Genomic DNA, 18,311 nt, shown 5'->3' with positions numbered 1-18,311 from the left:
TTATAACCTTTTATGCCTAGCACATGTTTTTGGCAGGGATAAACTGCTTAATAATCCTTGAATGCGTTGCTTAAGGTTTCATAGAATTCATCAAACTTTTCCATTTCTACATCGCCTTTGCGGAGTATCCTGCGCACCTTGTTGCGATTGTTGCCCAATTTGCTGCTTATTTTATTTATGTTGTCGGAATAATTGGTATACCTTGCCATATCAATATCTTCAGGAGGGTTGTAATTGTTGCTATAAACGCTTATTTTATCTGCAACCAGCTTTTCGCTTGCCTTAAGCAGTTTCATTGCGCCTTGAAGTACTGAATCAAAATCAATAAAGTCCTTCGAAAACAGCATATATAAGGACACAATTTCAGGGATTGCCCTTTTATCCTTATATACAAGAGGATTCAATGAAGTCGCAATGCTGTACTCGGGAGGCTGCAGCTTCACCTTTATTGATTCTTTCCCTGAACTAGACTCATAGGATATTTTGGCATTAATGGCATCATTGAACATATTCTCGTATACAGGTATTGGTCCTATATTTCTCGTGAATATGTCTATGTACTTGTCCCTGTCCGGAACCTCAGTGTCTTTTATTACGCTAAATAAGGAATAATATATTACCTCTTTATATGAACTTAGCCCTTCGCAGACTGTCTTTGTGTTATCTATCATGCGGAATGTTCCAGATTTGTGGTTATTAAGTATATAATTAACATCCGATTCTTTTGCAGCTATGTCTATATCATCTGATGGGTTCAAGTACCCTGCCAGTTTTAATGGAGTTTCAACCTTCCTTTCTCCGCCTCCTACTAGAACTAGCTTTGGGCCTTTCCCTGCTATAAATTTTACGTAATCGAATTCATTTTTAAACTGATTCCCCATTATTGAAGATCCATTAGGATAAATTAGGGAATTCCCCTTATACTCCAACTCAGTGACTTTGTTCTTGTAAACTTTTTTGTCCTTTGATACCATAACCATTCCTCCTTTACTTAGCGTGCGTTTATATATTAATAAGTTTTGTGTGACATCCTCCCACATGCAAGCGGTGTGGGCTTCCAGGCTGGTTACGATTTGTCGTCATGATGCCACCGTTATAGTTCTTGCTTCATTGGCAACTGCCTCTCTTGCGTAAGGTCTTATGCCGTCTCTGCGGGCTTGACTTCCTGAATGCCCTTTGGTAGTTGAACTAATTAAGTTCAAAGCCCTTTTGAGTATGTTCTGCGCAGCATTCACATCCCTGTCCATTGACATCCCCCACTTTTCACAGATGAATGCCATTTGGGATATGGATATACTTTGCGCATTGGCACATTTGCTGCATGCCATTGATGTATATTTGGGATTCACTTTCATTGCCGCACAACCAGCACTTTCAGCCTTTTATTGCGGCAATTGCATGAAATTTACCCAAGAATCATCTGTGTGGATTTTACGCCACATTTGATAAGGTCAATATTCGTAAGGTTTGGTTATTGGGAATGCTAGCAATTTTGCGGATATAAATAAATAATATCTGTTTGCTATATATTTTTGGTTTCTTGTTAATGATTATTCTTAAGATGATAAAATGTTAATAGGCATAATAGGAGCCCCAAACAAAGGCAAAAGCACATTGTTCTCTGCATTGACAATGCATGATGCACAGGTTGCAGATTATCCGTTTACAACAATAGATCCCAATAAAGGCTTGACTTATGTTGCTGTCGAATGCCCAGAAAAGAGGCTTGGCACAAAGTGCAATCCAAGGAACTCTCTCTGTGTTGAAGGAACAAGGTATGTCCCGGTTAATATAGTTGATGTTGCAGGACTTGTCGAGGGGGCAAGCGAAGGCAAAGGCATGGGAAACCAATTTTTAAACGACCTTTCTATAGCAGATGCTTTGATGCTTGTGGTAGATGCCAGCGGCAGGACGGATTCTTCAGGAAACCCGTGCAGCAACTGCAATCCTGTTGATGATGTGAATATGGTAAATGATGAACTGCACAAGTGGCTTGCAGGGATTATAAAGAAGCATATCAAGGCGATATCCAGAAGGGAGGATGGAATAGATGCCCTTTATGAAATCCTTACAGGGATGAAAATAACCAGAGCAGAGATTGAAGATACGATTAATGAACTAAAGCTTTCTTCGTCAAGGATAAATTGGGATGATGCACAGATCTATAAGTTTGCAGAGAAGCTGATAGAGATTTCAAAGCCCGTTTTGGTCGTGGCAAATAAATATGATTTGGATACGGCTACCGCGAAGGCGAATGTAGAATCATTAAAAGAAAACTTCAAGGATGTTGAATGGTGCTCCGCAGTTATAGAGTATGCGCTTAGGAAGGCGAATGAAAAAGGCGTGATAAAGTATTCACCTGGTATGAAATCATTTGAAATTCTAAATAGCGAAATAAGCGAAGACCAGAAGAAGGCTCTTTCTTTTATGGCAAATTTCATAAAGGGAGAAGGCACACATGTACAGGATGTAATCAATTATATCGTGTTCAAGCTGCTTAAGGAAATCGTAGTATATCCCGTTGAAGACGAGAATAAATTCGCAGACCATTTCGGCAATGTGCTTCCTGATGCAATATTGGTGCCCGAGGGGTCAACGGCTTATGACCTTGCAATGAAGATACACACGGACATAGGAAACAATATGCTTTACGCGGTTGATGCTGTGAAGAAGGTAAGGTTAGCCAAGAACTATGTACTGAAGGACGGAGACATAATAAAAATAGTGAGCGCTGCGAAGCGTTGAAATTCATATATGGTGGCGTGCGGACCTTAGGAAGTTGATTACAGCACCTACGATTATAACTATCAGTATAGGAATTCCAATGATCATTGTGCTAAAGTTGCTCACAGTTATCTTAGAAAGAAGGTTTGAGGTATAGTACAGTATAAGGTATATTATGAGCACAGCTATTGAGTATATTATTGAAGCGTATATTGAGTTTATCAAAGATGCCTTTATAGATTTCAGCATATTGGGCCTAGCTGTCTTGTTGCCAAGCCATGCACCAACTATTAGTGGGAATATAAAGGTGCCCGGAAGGTAAATTATATAGTATCCTATTTTATACATTATTGACTGTACGGGCCCGAATATGCTTAATGTTGAAGCTATTATAAGAACAATACCTACTACCATCGCCCCAATCCACAATGTCAGAGGTCCGCTTATCTCTCCTTCTTCTGTGAAATCTGTTTCGTAGGATTTCTGTTCGTATACGTTTGACAATGAACTAGGTGAAGGTGGAGGCGTGTAATTTGGGGGTTTAACATTGTTTTTTATTGCAGAATTCCCCTCATACGGGCTATTCACCACTCCTGAAACATCTACATCGTCAAGTACATCATTGCCTTTTGGCTGGTTCTTTTTATTAGCCATATAAGTAAAATAGAATAATAAAGTATAAAAGCATTGATTTTGATATTATCCTAAATGATGAGTGAGATGATCGCTGAGCGAATTTCGCTATGAAGACAAGTAGGCAGGCTGATTGAATTGAATGCTTTAGAGAGACTGCATAAGAGCAGCGTAACTGCAACGGACATAGCATCCCAATACTGGTGCGAGAAGCAGATGGAACTCTATAAGCTAAGCAGGGCCAAGAAGGCGACAGCAGAGATCAAGAAGGGCAAGGCAATACATGAAATGATGGAAAATGAAGTAAACGTTCCTATAGAATTGAACCCTAAAAGCTATGGAGATTCTCTGTTCAAAACCTTATATACTACTTATAAGTCATTGGAATCTCTTGGTAAAACTGACAGGGCAAGGGAGATACAGATCTATGGATCTTTGAACGGGTTTAGGTTGGTTGGCAAGATAGACGAAATAAGGATTCTCAAAGGGCAAGCGGTAATAATAGAGGACAAGACAAGGTCTTCTGACAGAGTCCCTGGAGAAGCTGAATTGATCACGCATAAGGTCCAGGTTATGACATATAAAAAGATGTTTGATGACATCTCCAATGGATCCTATACTTTTGATGATTTTAAAAATACCTATGGAATAGGCAGGCTTAGGCTTACCGATGATTTCGTCAAGCAGCTTTCCGATATAGGTTTGGATGATGAGCAGAAATCTTTCGATTACGTATCGAATAAGGTATTTGAGCTTTACAGAAAGGTCAATACAGGAAGCAGCCTTTACCTAAGGTACATAAACCAATTTACAAAGGAAGAGATAAAGGTATTGAAGTTCCAGTACAGCAGCAGTGAGATATCGAAGATGCTGGAATTCTCTTTGAGGTATTGGAAGGGAGAGAGAGATGCGCTTCCCGTCCCTTATGAAGAGAAATGGAAGTGCAACCACTGCATGTTTTTCGGAAATGACTGCAAAGTCTGGTGGCCGCAGAGAAAATTGGGTGAATGAGATGCTGAACAAGAATAGCTTAAGGGAGGAATTTTCCAAAGATTACCAAAAATATTATTCAACGAAATTATTCGAGGAAAAGGGATTTGTAAGAAAGAAATGCAGGGAATGTGGAAAATATTTCTGGACTCTTGACAAATCCCGGGAGCTTTGCGGTGATTCGGAGCACGAGCCTTATTCTTTCTTCAAGGATTCTCCTAAAAAGATAGGATATGTTGACTTCTGGAATAAGTTTGCGGAGTTCTTCAAGGAGAACGGGCATGTGGAAATAGAAAAATACCCCGTTGTGAGCAGGTGGAGGCCGGATCTTTACTTCACGATAGCGAGCATACAGGATTTCCAAAGGATAGAAGGGAATAAGATGGGATTTGAGTATCCTTCAAATCCGTTGATAGTGCCTCAAATATGCCTTAGGTTCAATGATATACCAAACGTGGGTGTGACCGGAAGGCACCTCACCTCATTTATGATGGCGGGGCAGCATGCATTCAATTATCCGTCCGAAGGATATTGGATAGACAGGACCATTGAGCTTAATTACAAGTTCCTTACTGAAGTGCTTGGCGTGGACAAAAAGAAACTGACATATATAGAGGATGTATGGGCAATGGGTGACTTCTCGGAATTCGGACCAGACCTTGAGGCTTTCGCAAATGGGCTTGAGCTTGTGAACAATGTATTCACCCAGTTTTCCTATTCTGAAGGCAAGGTATCCGAGCTAAAAGGCAAAGTGGTTGATGTCGGCTGGGGATTTGAGAGGCTGCTATGGTTCGCATCTGGTAACTATACACTTTACGATGCGGTATTCCATAGGGAATTAGAGTATTTGTACGAAAAAACCGGATTCCACCCAAACAGGGAGACCTATGCCAAGGTCGCAGGGATATCCGGACTGATAGATATTGGAGAGGACAAGGAGGGGCAGAAGAAAGAGCTTGAAATAATAAAAAGGAATGGGATAGATGAAAAGGAATACTTGGAAGAGATAAAGCCTGCACAGGCACTGTATGCTATCGTCGACCATACCAGGACACTGCTGTTTGCGATACATGATGGAGCGCTCCCAAGCAACGTTAGCGGGGGATACAACCTCAGGATAATACTGCGCAGGGTCTTCGATTTCATGGACAGGTACGGATTCAAGTTCGATCTGATGGACCTGTTCAGGATGCACTGCGAGGACCTTGAAGGGCTGTATAATGGGCTTGAGGACAGCCTGGATGTCATATCAAAGATAGTGGATATTGAAAGGAAAAGATATGACCAGATGAAATCTAAATCTGAAAGGATAATCAAAGGGATCATTGACAAAAACGAGGAGCTTGATAGGGGAAGGATAAAGGTCTTATATGAAAGCGAAGGCATAACTCCAGAGTTCATAGAGTCATACAGCAGAAGAATGGGCCACTTTATAAGCGTGCCCGACAATTATTACGAGAGCATAATAAAAGGGGATTTTGTAGAAAAGGAGAAAAAGGTGAAGAAGGTGTCAATCGATACCGATGGGCTCCCAAACACCATTAAGCTTTTTTATGATTTCGACAACATGTCCGACTCGAAAGTGCTTAGGGTATCGGGCAACTATGTAGTGCTCGACAGGACACCTTTCTATGCCGAAGGCGGGGGGCAGGAGGCGGACCACGGAACCATGAATGGAATAAGAGTGGTCGATGTACAATCTGATCTTGGCGTAATAGTCCATAGATTGGAGAGCCCTCCGTCGTTCAAGCAAGGCGACTTTGTGAGGTGCGTAGTTGACATGGACAGGAGGATAAGGCTTATGGCACACCATACTGCCACACACCTGATAAGCGCGGCTGCAAGGGATGTTCTGGGCAAGCATGCATGGCAGGAAGGGGCACACAAAGGTGAGGAAAAGGCGCATATAGACATCGCACATTTCGAGAAGCTGGATGACAAAGAGATAAGCGAGATAGAGATGAAAGCTAATTCATATATATTCCATGGAATTAAGGTCAGCCTTCATGATATGAACCGTGGTGATGCTGAATCCAAATTCGGTTTCTCTATCTACCAGGGCCATGGAGTGCCTTCAAGCAGGCTCAGAATAATAGAGGTTGACGACCTAAATGGAAACCTTATAGATGCCGAAGCTTGCGGGGGCCTGCACTTGATAAACAGGGAATCCCTAATAGGTCTGATAAAGATTATATCGACATCGCGCATACATGATGGCGTTGACCGGATTGAGTTCACGGCAGGGCCCGCATCGCTTGATTACGTAAGGTCTATTGAGAACAAGATAAAGAATGTTTCGAAGATGACAAATATTGATTCTGACAAGCTGGAAACAGGGATATCGTCAAAGATTGCTGAGTTGGAGGCAGTTGCAAAATATTCAAAAGAGCTTGAGGGCAAGTTGATATTGGCTGAATCCGAGAAGCTTGCGAAGGAAAAGGATTTGGTTTTGATAAAGGAATTCACGGATTATAGGAAGGAGATGCTTAGGGCAATAGTTCTTGATGTAACCAATAGGTCCAAAGAGAAAATGGTTGTTTTATACAACAAGGAATATGAAGTCATAGCCTGTGCAGGAGAGGATTCAGGAGCAGATGCCTTAGAATACCTAAAGAGCTATGCTAGCAGCAATTCCTTTGATTTCCATGGAGGAGGATCAGCCCATATAGCGGAGGGCAAACTGTTTGCGCACAAGAAATGATTTCATGAACTATCTTGTAGATATTATTTTGTACCCTATAATTTATATACTGCCTGCGTATGTGGCCAATGGGGCCCCAGTATTATTCGGAGGCGGGAAGCCCCTGGATTTCGACAGGAAAATAAATGGAAAACGTATATTTGGCAACCACAAGACAATAAGAGGAACGGTGTCAAGCCTTATTGCAGGAATAATAATAGGGCTGTTAGAGTATCCGTTCCTGCATTATATGCTTGGGATTGCCATACTTCTTGCAGTTGGTGCGAATATAGGAGATCTTCTGGGCAGCTTCCTGAAGAGGCAGATTGCATTCAAGCCAGGCAAAAGCGCCCCGATCCTTGACCAATATGGTTTCTTTGTGCTTGCATTACTTGTTGCACTTCCCTTGGGCCATCTTCCGGATATATATGGAATTATCTTCTTGGTAATACTTACAGGGGTAATGCACCCTTTGACCAACCTTGGCGCATATCTGCTTAAACTCAAGGAAGTTCCTTGGTGATGATAGGATTATGGGAATTTTAGACGATATAAGGAGCAGCCTTTTTGGAGAAGTCATATACAGCCACAATGGCGGCCGGAGAATAAGGATTGTGAGGAGGTATACCGATATCGTCCTTCTGGTAGACGATGTGCCGTTCTCAAGGATACGCGAGAATTCGGTATTCGTTGACGGTTATTGGGACTTTTTCATACTGCTTCCCCTCCTTTACGACAATCCAAAATCACTGATGATAGGGTTGGGGGGCGGCACTGTTTTATACCAGTATTACAAGGTTTTCCGAAATCCAGATATAGAAGCGGTGGACATAGACAAAGACATGATAACCGCAGAGAACAGGATGCTTGACAATCAGATAAAGGCGAAGGTTACGCTTGAGGATGGCGCTGAATTCCTGCACAACACAACAAATACCTATGACATAGTAATACTTGATGCTTATAACAATTACAATATGCCCGCTGTATTCCTTACTGAACAGTTTCTATCAGATGCCTACGACAAGATGAGCGAAAATGGAATATTGGCGATCAATTACATACCTATAGAGGAGAATTCAAAGATATTGAAGCTCGAATCCTCGAAGAGATACAATATCTACATGATTTACATGAAAAGCTCTGCGAACCAGATACTTTTGTTCTCAAAAAAGCTAACAAAGAGACAAATTCTAGTCGAGCTCGAAAGCAAGCTTAAAAGGAGCAATAGCACAATAAATAGTGTTGAAATTAAAAGCTATATAACAAGCGCTTACGAGCATATGGTAGGTATAAATGTGAATGATGGGCGGCATAAAACAAATTTATAAATACCTTTATAACTAATCTTGAGATTGAAAGGAGTTTGCTTAAGCTTAAGGGGCTTAATTGGATATATGTATAAGGTTGGCTGAATTTCAAATTAGCATTGTGATACAATGGTGGAAAAGGAAAAACGTATAATTGTGGAGATTGATCCTGCAAGGGAGTATAGCAGGAGGCTGCATTATCTGGAAAAGCATTCAAGGTGGGAAGCGTTCAAATCGGTCTTTTGGGGGGTTTTCATATTTGTTGCCGGAGCTATACTTGTTTATACCAATGGGATAATACAGACCAATGTATACTTCGGATTTATGATGATGCTGTTTGCTGTGTTCCTAATGATATATGGATTGGCTGGGGCGCTTCACCATAAGCTTATGAAAACGTATGGATGAAAACTTGCACTGAATATTAAGATTAACGATTTGCGGCAGGCAGAATTGGTATAGTTATATATACCTTTTTATTACAATTTTCTTATTAATTATATTCTAAAGGGAAGTGACAGAGTTTTATTTAATTAATACCGATTAAGCATTAATTTGCATTTTTTAGGAAAGATCACATGTTCAACATATATACGTATAAAAATTACAAACTTTACATTATAGTTCCATTGATATTGCTCCTCATAAGCCTGTTTTTTATACCAAAGATAATATTAGATACGTCTTTAACCGGAGGAACCACCGTGCAATTTTCCACTGCAAACTCCATAAATGTAAAATCTTTGACCAGCTCAATAGACGCTCTTATACCAGGAACAACTGTAACAGTCTCTAAAATCGGTGGGTTAAACCATATATCGTTGATAGCCCTCCCTAATAAAAGCATAACTTCAGGCCAAGCCGAATTGCTGAACCTGACATCCTTATACTCGAACTACTCAAGCTATAGTGCGGACATAGCAATAATAAGAGGAAACCTTACCGCAAGTCCCGGTAATGTCACAGATGAAAACCAGCTTGTGAATTATACGGGTAAATTGTCTTCTACCATTTCCAGCATGGACAGCACCCTTGATCTGGAACTGCATTACTTCTCGCCTTTCATAACCCCTAGCAGTTATATATTCAACTCAACCAATGCCACATCAATGATAGACATTGGAAGGAACGCCGACAGCAATGCATCATCCGCTTATCAGTCCGGATTGATAGCAAAAATAAGGTCGGTCATACCTTTTTCGACTTATTCTTACGACAGTGTAACCCCAACTTTAGGTGCATACTTCTTAAGCAAAGTTATAGATATTATAATAGCCGCTTTTATAATAGTAGCAATCGTTGTATTTATAATATTTAGGACACCCATACCATCATTTGCAATAGTGTTCGGCGCAGCGAATGACATGATAATAGCTTTAGGGGCAATGGGATTGTTCCACATAGAGCTCGGAGTTGCATCCGTAGGAGGGCTTTTGATGCTTATAGGGTATGCTATAGATACGGAGGTATTATCATCGGTAAGGGTTCTTAAGAGGACAGACGGGACCAACGAGGAGAGGGCATTCCAGTCAATGAAGACCGGGCTCACAATGACAGGTGCTGCAATAATAACATTCGGCATACTATTCATAGTATCATACATCGCTTTTGTCCCTACATATATAGAGATAAGCGGCGTGGTGCTGTTCGGTCTTATAGGAGATATTTTCACTGCATGGCTTGGGAACACTGCAATGGTTCTATGGTACAAGAATAAACGGGATTCAAGATGGCAAAGATAAATGGTTACCTTACAGACAAGCGTATACTGGTGCTTGTAGTTATAGCTATAGCCCTGCTCGCATTGGATATCCATTATGGGCTTCATTTCGGAATAAGCTTTGAGGGAGGAGTGCAGATACCAGTGCAGTTGGCCCACCCTGTCAACAGCACCACAATGTCTGAGCTCATATCGGTGCTTGACCAGAGGGCTTCAACCTTTGGGCTTAGCGAAGTCACAGTTGAGGGAGTGGGGGATTCTGAGATATATGTCACAGTGCCAAAAGCGGACAACAGCACAATAAACAAGACTATCTCAATATTGGATAGCCAAGGAAGATTTGATGGAGTAGTAAACGGAAGATTGGCTGTTTCAGGTTCTGATATAATAAGGGATACAATAGGGCAGGTCCCTCCCGCAATATCCGGGAAAAATGTAACTTGGGCAGTCACATTCTCTACAACACAATCCTCTGCTACAAGTTTTGCGAAAATAGTATATGGTGATGCGAATTACCCATTATACATGTTTTTGGACAGGCCTTTGAATGCGACAATACTCATAAATTCATCAATACTTGGGAACGCCACTGATGCGATATCCAGTTCAACCGCACTCTCAGCTATGAAAACCGCTTTGACCCTTGGCAATAGCACTATACCTGTCATCGCGGTGTCAAATTCAAACGCAAGCATAGCTGGAGCCGAAAGCTTCTACAAGAGCAATATCGGCAGGTACAAGGTTGTATATGCAAGCTACAACTTGAACAAGTCCTTGATAAGCTATATAAGAAGCCTTAATTACACAGTAAACTTGGAAAGCAAGAAGAACATGACACCCGCTTACAGCATTATAAATGCAAGCACGACTGTGCTTGAGACCTGGCCTTTGGTAGGGCTTCTCTCCGCGCCACTGTTGAATCCTGAGATAACAGACGGGAATGTTACAGAGGATTACGAGATTTCAGGAGAAGCTCCAACTACATTGCCTCTTACCGCAAAAACCGCTTACGCTACAAACGAGTCAAAGACAATAGCAAGCATATTGAGCGGAGGTGCATTGCCCGTCAGCATAATAGTTGGCACACCAACAACAGTTCCGCAGACGCTTGGTGCCGATTCGTTTGAGATAAGCTTTGTTGCGTTAGGGCTTGCTATAATATCGTTGTCCGCATTCATAGCAATAAGGTACAGGAGGATATTCTTAGTCGGACCAATATTGCTGACCACTTTCATGGAGCTGTTCATAATACTTTCAATAATAGGGCTTATAGGCACTATAGACCTTGCAGCATTTGCGGGGATAATAGCAGTAGTTGGTACTGGAGTTGATGCTCAGATAATAATAACAGATGAAATGCTTTCAAACAGCGGCCAGACGAGCAATGGAAAACTCCTGTTAAGCCATGCGTTCTATATCGTATGGATGGATGCCGCATTGCTGGTAATAGCGATGCTGCCATTGTTCTTCTCAACCTCGTTGGTGACGATTGTCGGTTTCTCTGAAGCGGCAATAATAGGGGTCATAATGGGCATTGCAGTGACAAGGCCTGCATACGGAGCGATAATAAGCAGGCATTATTCATGAATTCAAAGGTGTTTTTATAACTAAATACTGCCCTAAATGCAATAGATCAAGTGATGACGTCAGGTTCATTGGACAATTCTGCGAATACTGTGTAATAGACAGGATAGGGTCGGATCTGCCGAAAGAGATAAAGATACCTTTATGCAGGTCCTGCGGAAGGATAAAGACGCACATAGGCTTTGTCGCATCCAGCCCTGATTCTCTGGATGACGCGGTGAGGTTTTCAATACACAGGCCGGATTTTGAGGTATCACTTGTGAGCTATGACAAAGCTACCTCCATAGCGGTTGTGCAATTTGAAAAGGAGGTTGAAGGAGAGCCAGTGCAGTTCACAAAGGATATAGAGATAAAGTTCACAAATATACTGTGCCCGCTATGCAACAGGGAACGCTCTGGTTATTACGAAGCGGAGATACAGCTTAGGGGGATATACAGCAAGCTCAGTGTAATGGAAAAGCGCATCCTTGATTTTGTGAACAAAAATGGCAGTTTCGTATCACAGATAAAAGAGGATAAGAACGGAGTCAACATATATATCGGAAGCAGGGATGTCGCAAATGCTTTCTTCCAATCGAACAAGAAACTGAAGCCTATAAAGTCTTATGAGCTTTATGGACTGAAGGCAGGAAAGAGAGTATATAGGAACATCTATTCATTGCGCTTTGAATAAACAAAAAAAATCCATGCACGAATAAAAAATAAAATCAATCCTCTGAAGATCAAAGTTCATTTGACCTTGAGGATACCTTTTCATTGAGGCCGCTTATGAAGTCGTCGAGCTTTACATTGTTTGATTGAATTCCCGACCTGTCTCTTATAGATATGGAGTTTTTCTCCATTTCCTTTTTACCTATAATCAACAGGTAAGGTATCTGCTGCAGTTTGCCGTCCCTTATCTTGTACTCTATAGTCCTGTCCGATATATCCAGCTCCGACCTTATATCCTTGTCCTTCAGGGTTTTGTATATATTAGATGCATATTCGTTTGACCCTTCTGAAAGGGACAGTACCCTCACTTGAATTGGGGAGAGCCACAGAGGGAACTTCCCTTGGTAATGCTCTACCATTATCGCTGTGAAGCGCTCGAGGCTGCCCAATATTGCCCTGTGTATTATTACAGGGGTGCGGGACTTGCCTTCATTGTCCGTGTACTCGAGCTTGAAGTTCCTTGGCAGCTGGTAATCGAGCTGTATGGTCGCGCACTGCCATAGCCTGCCCATGGAATCCTTTATGTCAAAGTCTATCTTAGGCCCGTAAAATGCACCATCTTTATCTTTTATATCGTATTTAATTTCGTTCTCGTCAAGTGCATCCTTAAGCGCTTTTGTGGCTCTGTCCCATAGATCAAGGTCACCCATATGGTCATCGGGCATTGTAGAAAGATTTGCATGATACTGCATTTTGAATATTCCTCCGTACACCTCCTTTACAATATGGAGAAGGTCTGAGATTTCGTCTTTTATCTGGTCCTCCCTTGCAAATATGTGGCCGTCATCCTGCGTCAGCCCTTTCACCCTAAATAATCCGCTGGCCACCCCGCTTAGCTCGCTTCTATGCAGCTTGTCAAATATGGCGGTTCTCCAAGGAAGATCCTTATAACTCCATTTCCTTGTCTTGTAAATTAATATGGTTGATGGGCAGTTCATCGGCTTTAAGCTGACATCTCCTATCGATGAATTGAACATGAACATATTTTCCTTATAATGCTGAAGATGGCCGCTTACTTGGTAAAGAGCGATGTTGGTCAATTCGGGGGTCGAGATCTCTTGGTAGTCGTGCTGGTACTCTATGTGCCTCATCAGGTTTATCAGCTCTTTATATATGGTAAAGCCCTTTGGGTGCCAGTAGACCATTGCGGGAGACACTTCCTGGAAGCTGTATAGATCCTGCCTCTCTCCGATTGTCCTATGGTCCGTATCAGGCATGTTGGACCAGTCACTCTTCCTTACTATGGAAGTGTCTATCTTTAGCTCGTGCTCCACCAGTTCCGACTTTACCTCGTTGCCTTTTTCCATATTGTTGCTGTACGAATGAGACTCCTCTGCCAATGGGTGACCTTTTATGTCAAGCATCAGCTTCTTGTTCCATCCGAAAGGCGCTGACACTACCTTGATAGAGCTCTCTTTTGAGGCTTCTGCTCGCATTGCCTTAAGTATATTGAGGGCGCTTTCCAATCCTGAAAGCTTATCGCTCAGATGCGCATATGGGTAGATGACTAACACTTTCTCCTTTTCTTTTTTTGCGAACTCCAGGGATTCCTTTACGGCCATCTTCCCCACGTCCTCGTCGTCCCCTTTTTCTATAGACACCAGCATCACGACCGCATTGCTCTCTTCTACGACTGCGTCATCTGATTCCTCATATACGCTCGCTTCGGGCTTTACCGGCTTGTAACTTATCTTATCCACGTCCAATTGAAGTACTTTCATATTATTCACCAAATAGGATTGCCATTTTGAAAATCTGTTTACATCCTGAATTATTAAAGTTAAAATTTAAAAATGCATTTAGGAATCCAGTTTCCGTAAAATAGATTGCCTTGCCAATATATAAGGATGAGCTTAACGTTCTGCTATTCAGCAGAATTTTACTGTTTGGAAGGAATCTACCATTTTTACCATCTTATATGAATCTTCTATTGCTTAAGCTTTTAAGCTTTTTGTCTAACTGCATGCCACAACATTTTGCATGCAGTCTTTCCTAATTTCCCTAATTACGTAGGGCTCACGTATACACAAGTCTTTGATGGCATTCCAGGGCACGAATTGACAGCGCTTATGTTTATCAGGTACTCACCCTGGGGCGATATGCTGCTCAGAGTAGGGGAGCCTTCTATGCGGACGGGGCTGTATGCTGTGACATAATCGTCGCCTGCGTCTGTTCTTACCACGAATATCACTTCATGGCCTACCGTATTATTTATTCCGCCCACGTATATGTTATCAACATCAGGAGGCACACTCACCAGCACAAGCTGCTTGGCAGGATATCCTTGAGAACCAACAGATACTGCCACGCTTGCTATCTTGCTCGCTACTGACTGCGCTTCAGTGGTTGATAGGGTAGAGGATGAAGATGCAATTTGCAAAAACGCCAATATAACTATTGGCAGAAGAATTATCAGGCCGAAAGAGAGGGTTATGAGAAGCTCTAAGCTTGACTGCCCCTTTTTTGAATGCAGTGCACCTGTGCTTTTGTTGAGCCTATTCATCATATCATATCTCCTTGAAATAATCCTTTACGTTTTCGCTTTTTTCTTTAGCCTTTAATATCTGATCATTCAGCTTTTCCAATGCCTCGCTCAATGTCCTCTCCAATCTGTAATCGCTGTAATTTACCTGCAATGAGCCATATTTTTCAGATAGCAGCTTCATCCTTACCTCATACTGGCTTTTCCCTATTCTTTTTATAGTTGCGGATATGTAACGTATTCCTATATCCTTTATTTTGCTTATTTTATAGCTAAAATTCTTTATTTCTGACAGTATTTCATCCTCATATATATAGGTGGACTCATCCAATCCCGATATAAGTATGCTTGGTGAAACCTCTTTCTTGTTTGATGTAAGGTACTCCAATATGTCTGTGCTTGTTACAATTCCTATAGGCTGGCTTCCACTGGTAACCACTATAGGCTTATTCTCGTTTTCAACCATTAGGCGTACTGAATCCTGAACACTGCCGCTTTCCTTAATCATTACGGGATTCGTATTTACATAGTCTTTTACAGGTATGTTTGATGGGGAATATTTATTGTTCTCTATTGCTGGGGACCTCTCTTTTATAACGACATTGTTGATTATATCTTCTGATGTTATTATTCCATAGAACTTGCCATCATCTAATACACCTAACGTGCTCATATTTTCATCTTCCATGACTTTCTTTGCTTTCGCAATATCGGTCTTAGAATCGATCACTGCCATTGGGGTGCTCATTATGTCCTTCACAAGGACATCCTTGATATCGCTTCTTGACAGCAGGATTTTAAATAGAGTGATCCTGTCTATTATCTTGCTGACTTTTCCTTTCACCATATATGGAAGGGCGATGCTGTGCGATTTGTAAAAATACATTATTATATCAGAAAGCGCTGTTTGGTCATTCACTTTTGGCGTCCTTACAACAAACCTTTCGGCACTTAAGCTCCTTGGAATTTCCAGGTCTATCTTTTCTATGGCCTTCTTGTCTATTATTCCCATCACTTCATCGTCCTTGTTGATTATTACAGCGCCGAACTTTGATATTTTTGGGATTAAATCGGACATTTTATCAGTGTAATCCGATACTGGAACTTCTTTCGCTAATTCTTCAGGTATCTTTATTTCGTCATTTATTGAATCCATCATTACACCTAAGTATTTAACGATATTTAGGATTATAAAGGTTTCTGAACTTAAGGCATTTTGGTCAGCCCTTGGAATGGCAAGACACAATCACTTTATAAATTTTTCTTCTGAATTATTACATATTCCAACATTGCCAGGATGGCAGATCGGCTATGCAGCCGCCTGCAGAGCGGCTAAGGAGGGTTCGACTTATAATATCTTTTGATATCATACGAAATTCCCTCTCCTGGCTTGCAATTATGAAATAATAAATTTTTATAGGTTAATTCGGCTATGGCAAGCAATTGTTTGAATTTATTTTAGAAAAATAGTTTGGAAAAGCGATGTGTCAACGAAAAGAATTTATAGTTATGTTAAGAATAAGGTTATATAACATTTCTAGGCTTAGATGTTGGATTTAAAATATCCTAAATTACGCCTATAAAATAAGTTAATTGAATACCATATATTCAATTGCAATATACCTCTCTATGGACCCGTAACTCAGCTTGGCCAGAGTGGGAGGCTTTTAACCTCTAAGTCGTGGGTCCAAATCCCACCGGGTCCGCTTGTGCTTATTAGTCAAAGGCTTTTTGCGCCGTTGATATCATAATGTTCTGTTGGACCTGCTCCAAAGGAAGTCCTGATACGTTTTTGACACATTCCAAGCTGCAATAGTGCCCGCCTTCATAACAGTACACTTGGCTGAACTCATGGAAGTCCCTTTGGCATAAATCGCATAAAAATATTTTTGTATGGCATATACTGCATTCTAACATATATATCATCTTTTATTTCAATTACCTTTCATTTTTCAGATATTTAAATTATTGTATTGACCAGTTTATTCAAGGCAGCCATGTAATAATGACTTTTGATTAAGGACAGCCACAGGATAAAAGTATATAATTGTGCTTGCATTATTTATTATAAGAATCAGGCAATTCTCTTTATATTGCAGCGGAGTTTATGGTTTTGGGGTTATGCATATGCAGGGGTAATTAAAAATGAACGGAAATGAGATAAAACAGGTTATAATAATAAGATCAGATTTTAATATGAGCAAAGGCAAAATAGCTGCACAGGCGGCACATGCTTCGCTTATGAGTTATTTTGAGGCCGTTAGGCAAGATGATAAGATAGCGAAAGAGTGGCTTGATGAAGGAGAGAAAAAGATAGTCCTTAAAGTGAATGATGAAACCTCACTTATTAAGTTGTATGAAGCGTTCAAGTTCAAGAGGATACCATGCGCACTTGTCCATGATGCGGGATTGACTGAAGTTCCGCCAAACAGCAAGACAGCGCTTGGGATAGGCCCTTGGTATAGCAAGGACCTGGATGTCATTACAGGAAGGCTCAAGCTGCTCTGATTTGTTTTTTTTGATTTGGATACAATCTTGTTTAATTGGGCTGTTCGTTCATGCTTTGGTGAGCCATTTAAGGTATTCCTTATTCCTTCCCCTAGTTATATCCTGATAGTATTTTGATATAGAGGTTGTGACATCGCCTACTTTTCCTGACCCTATCTTTATGCTGTCCACCTGTATTATAGGAGTTATCTCTGCTGCGGTCCCTGCAAAGAAAATCTCATCCGCCGAGTAAAGCTCTTCTCTGCTTATCCTGCGTTCCTCAACTTCGTAGCCAAGATCTCCTGCAAAATGCAGTATAGAGTCCCTTGTTATACCGAGCAGTATGCTTTCTGATACCGCCGGTGTTATAAGCCTGTTGCCCTTAACAAGGAATATGTTTTCGCCAGGACCCTCAGCTACATAGCCTTTGGAAAGCATTATTGCTTCATCAAACCCTACCGAATCTGCCTCCGTGCTTGCCAGGGTTGAATTTATGTAATTGCCGCTGGCCTTGGCCTGTACCGGAAGTATTGATGAGTTTATTCTCTCCCATGAAGATACCTTGCATCTTATGCCTTCGGATACGCCTTTGAAGTAGGCGCCAAAAGGAATTGCAGCGACAAATACACTGACTTTCTTCCCCTTTACGGATATGCCTATGGAATCGTCGTTGTAAAAGGCGAATGGGCGCACATACATGTCAGTGGAAGGATTGTTCGCACGCACTGTGCTAATTATCGCTTCGGTTAATTCCTTTGCTCCATAAGGCTGCTTTATTGAATAAATCATCATACTGTTTAAGAATCTTTTTACATGGTCATCCAGCCTGAATATATATGAGCCTTTGTCTTCCGACAAGTATGCTCTTATCCCCTCAAATATTCCAGTGCCATACTGCAATGAATGGGTAAGTATTGGCACTTTGCAATCTTCATAATCCCTGATTTCACCATCTAGCCAAACTTTCAAGTTCTTTTCCATGGTAATCAA

Annotated in this window: 16 protein-coding genes, 1 tRNA gene and 1 pseudogene; 11 read left to right on the top strand and 7 right to left on the bottom strand. The window is 41.3% G+C overall.

The window, feature by feature from the left end; genetic code table 11:
• Positions 1–47: 47 nt before the first annotated feature.
• Both Mia14_RS00640 and Mia14_RS00635 read right to left on the bottom strand, forming a co-directional pair.
• Positions 48–980, bottom strand: a complete 933-nt coding sequence (locus tag Mia14_RS00640; RefSeq protein WP_088819637.1) for a hypothetical protein — start codon at positions 978–980, stop codon at positions 48–50.
• Between the two features lie 99 nt (positions 981–1,079).
• Positions 1,080–1,370 (bottom strand): annotated as a pseudogene (locus tag Mia14_RS00635) (zinc ribbon domain-containing protein); the annotation flags it as partial.
• Between the two features lie 199 nt (positions 1,371–1,569).
• Here Mia14_RS00635 and ychF point away from each other — a divergent pair.
• Positions 1,570–2,745, top strand: a complete 1,176-nt coding sequence (gene ychF / locus Mia14_RS00630; protein ID WP_088819635.1) for a YchF-related putative GTPase — start codon at positions 1,570–1,572, stop codon at positions 2,743–2,745.
• 3 nt (positions 2,746–2,748) lie between these two features.
• Here the strand turns inward: ychF and Mia14_RS00625 are convergent, their stop codons facing one another.
• Positions 2,749–3,378, bottom strand: a complete 630-nt coding sequence (locus Mia14_RS00625; protein ID WP_088819634.1) for a hypothetical protein — start codon at positions 3,376–3,378, stop codon at positions 2,749–2,751.
• A gap of 117 nt (positions 3,379–3,495) precedes the next feature.
• Between Mia14_RS00625 and Mia14_RS00620 the strand changes: the two genes are divergently transcribed.
• From Mia14_RS00620 to Mia14_RS00585, 8 genes are all read left to right on the top strand, one after another.
• A complete protein-coding gene (locus Mia14_RS00620) occupies positions 3,496–4,368 on the top strand; it encodes a PD-(D/E)XK nuclease family protein (RefSeq protein WP_088819633.1) in 873 nt (290 codons plus the stop codon).
• A gap of 1 nt (position 4,369) precedes the next feature.
• Complete coding sequence (gene alaS / locus Mia14_RS00615; RefSeq protein WP_157891409.1) at positions 4,370–7,048, top strand: alanine--tRNA ligase; 2,679 nt, start codon at positions 4,370–4,372, stop codon at positions 7,046–7,048.
• A gap of 4 nt (positions 7,049–7,052) precedes the next feature.
• Positions 7,053–7,550: a CDP-2,3-bis-(O-geranylgeranyl)-sn-glycerol synthase gene (locus Mia14_RS00610; RefSeq protein WP_088819631.1), complete on the top strand. Its 498-nt coding sequence runs from the start codon at positions 7,053–7,055 to the stop codon at positions 7,548–7,550.
• Between the two features lie 10 nt (positions 7,551–7,560).
• Positions 7,561–8,358, top strand: a complete 798-nt coding sequence (locus Mia14_RS00605; protein ID WP_088819630.1) for a spermidine synthase — start codon at positions 7,561–7,563, stop codon at positions 8,356–8,358.
• Positions 8,359–8,466: 108 nt separating this feature from the next.
• Entirely contained in the window at positions 8,467–8,745 is a 279-nt protein-coding gene (locus tag Mia14_RS00600; RefSeq protein ID WP_088819629.1) for a hypothetical protein, read from the top strand.
• Positions 8,746–8,915: 170 nt separating this feature from the next.
• Positions 8,916–10,079, top strand: coding sequence for a hypothetical protein (locus tag Mia14_RS00595; protein WP_088819628.1), 1,164 nt, complete (start codon positions 8,916–8,918; stop codon positions 10,077–10,079).
• Positions 10,067–11,644 (top strand): preprotein translocase subunit SecD family protein, encoded by a 1,578-nt coding sequence (locus tag Mia14_RS00590; protein ID WP_088819627.1) that lies wholly within the window; start codon positions 10,067–10,069, stop codon positions 11,642–11,644. Before Mia14_RS00595 ends, Mia14_RS00590 begins: the two co-directional genes overlap by 13 nt.
• The gene (locus Mia14_RS00585; RefSeq protein WP_088819626.1) at positions 11,634–12,314 is read left to right on the top strand and encodes an NMD3-related protein; all 681 of its coding nucleotides are present in this window, start codon (positions 11,634–11,636) and stop codon (positions 12,312–12,314) included. The genes Mia14_RS00590 and Mia14_RS00585 overlap by 11 nt, the downstream gene beginning before the upstream one ends.
• A gap of 49 nt (positions 12,315–12,363) precedes the next feature.
• Here the strand turns inward: Mia14_RS00585 and thrS are convergent, their stop codons facing one another.
• The 3 genes from thrS to Mia14_RS00570 all read right to left on the bottom strand — a co-directional run bounded on the left by thrS (position 12,364) and on the right by Mia14_RS00570 (position 15,993).
• Positions 12,364–14,073 (bottom strand): threonine--tRNA ligase, encoded by a 1,710-nt coding sequence (gene thrS, locus Mia14_RS00580; protein ID WP_088819625.1) that lies wholly within the window; start codon positions 14,071–14,073, stop codon positions 12,364–12,366.
• A 284-nt stretch (positions 14,074–14,357) separates the two neighbouring features.
• Complete coding sequence (locus Mia14_RS00575) at positions 14,358–14,858, bottom strand: hypothetical protein (protein ID WP_088819624.1); 501 nt, start codon at positions 14,856–14,858, stop codon at positions 14,358–14,360.
• Between the two features lies 1 nt (position 14,859).
• On the bottom strand, positions 14,860–15,993 hold the full coding sequence (locus Mia14_RS00570; RefSeq protein ID WP_088819623.1) for a CBS domain-containing protein: 1,134 nt from the start codon (positions 15,991–15,993) through the stop codon (positions 14,860–14,862).
• Between the two features lie 472 nt (positions 15,994–16,465).
• Between Mia14_RS00570 and Mia14_RS00565 the strand changes: the two genes are divergently transcribed.
• Together Mia14_RS00565 and pth2 are read left to right on the top strand one after the other, a co-directional pair.
• Positions 16,466–16,540, top strand: a tRNA-Lys gene (locus tag Mia14_RS00565).
• A gap of 439 nt (positions 16,541–16,979) precedes the next feature.
• A complete protein-coding gene (gene pth2 / locus Mia14_RS00560; RefSeq protein ID WP_088819622.1) occupies positions 16,980–17,342 on the top strand; it encodes a peptidyl-tRNA hydrolase Pth2 in 363 nt (120 codons plus the stop codon).
• A gap of 48 nt (positions 17,343–17,390) precedes the next feature.
• Here the strand turns inward: pth2 and Mia14_RS00555 are convergent, their stop codons facing one another.
• A complete protein-coding gene (locus Mia14_RS00555; protein ID WP_232780222.1) occupies positions 17,391–18,302 on the bottom strand; it encodes a branched-chain amino acid transaminase in 912 nt (303 codons plus the stop codon).
• Between the last annotated feature and the right edge of the window lie 9 nt (positions 18,303–18,311).

This window comes from Candidatus Mancarchaeum acidiphilum (assembly GCF_002214165.1).
Classification (GTDB): Archaea; Micrarchaeota; Micrarchaeia; order Micrarchaeales; family Micrarchaeaceae; genus Mancarchaeum; species Mancarchaeum acidiphilum.
Note: the sequence above shows the minus strand (reverse complement) of the source record. Positions and strands in the feature narration are given on the sequence as shown.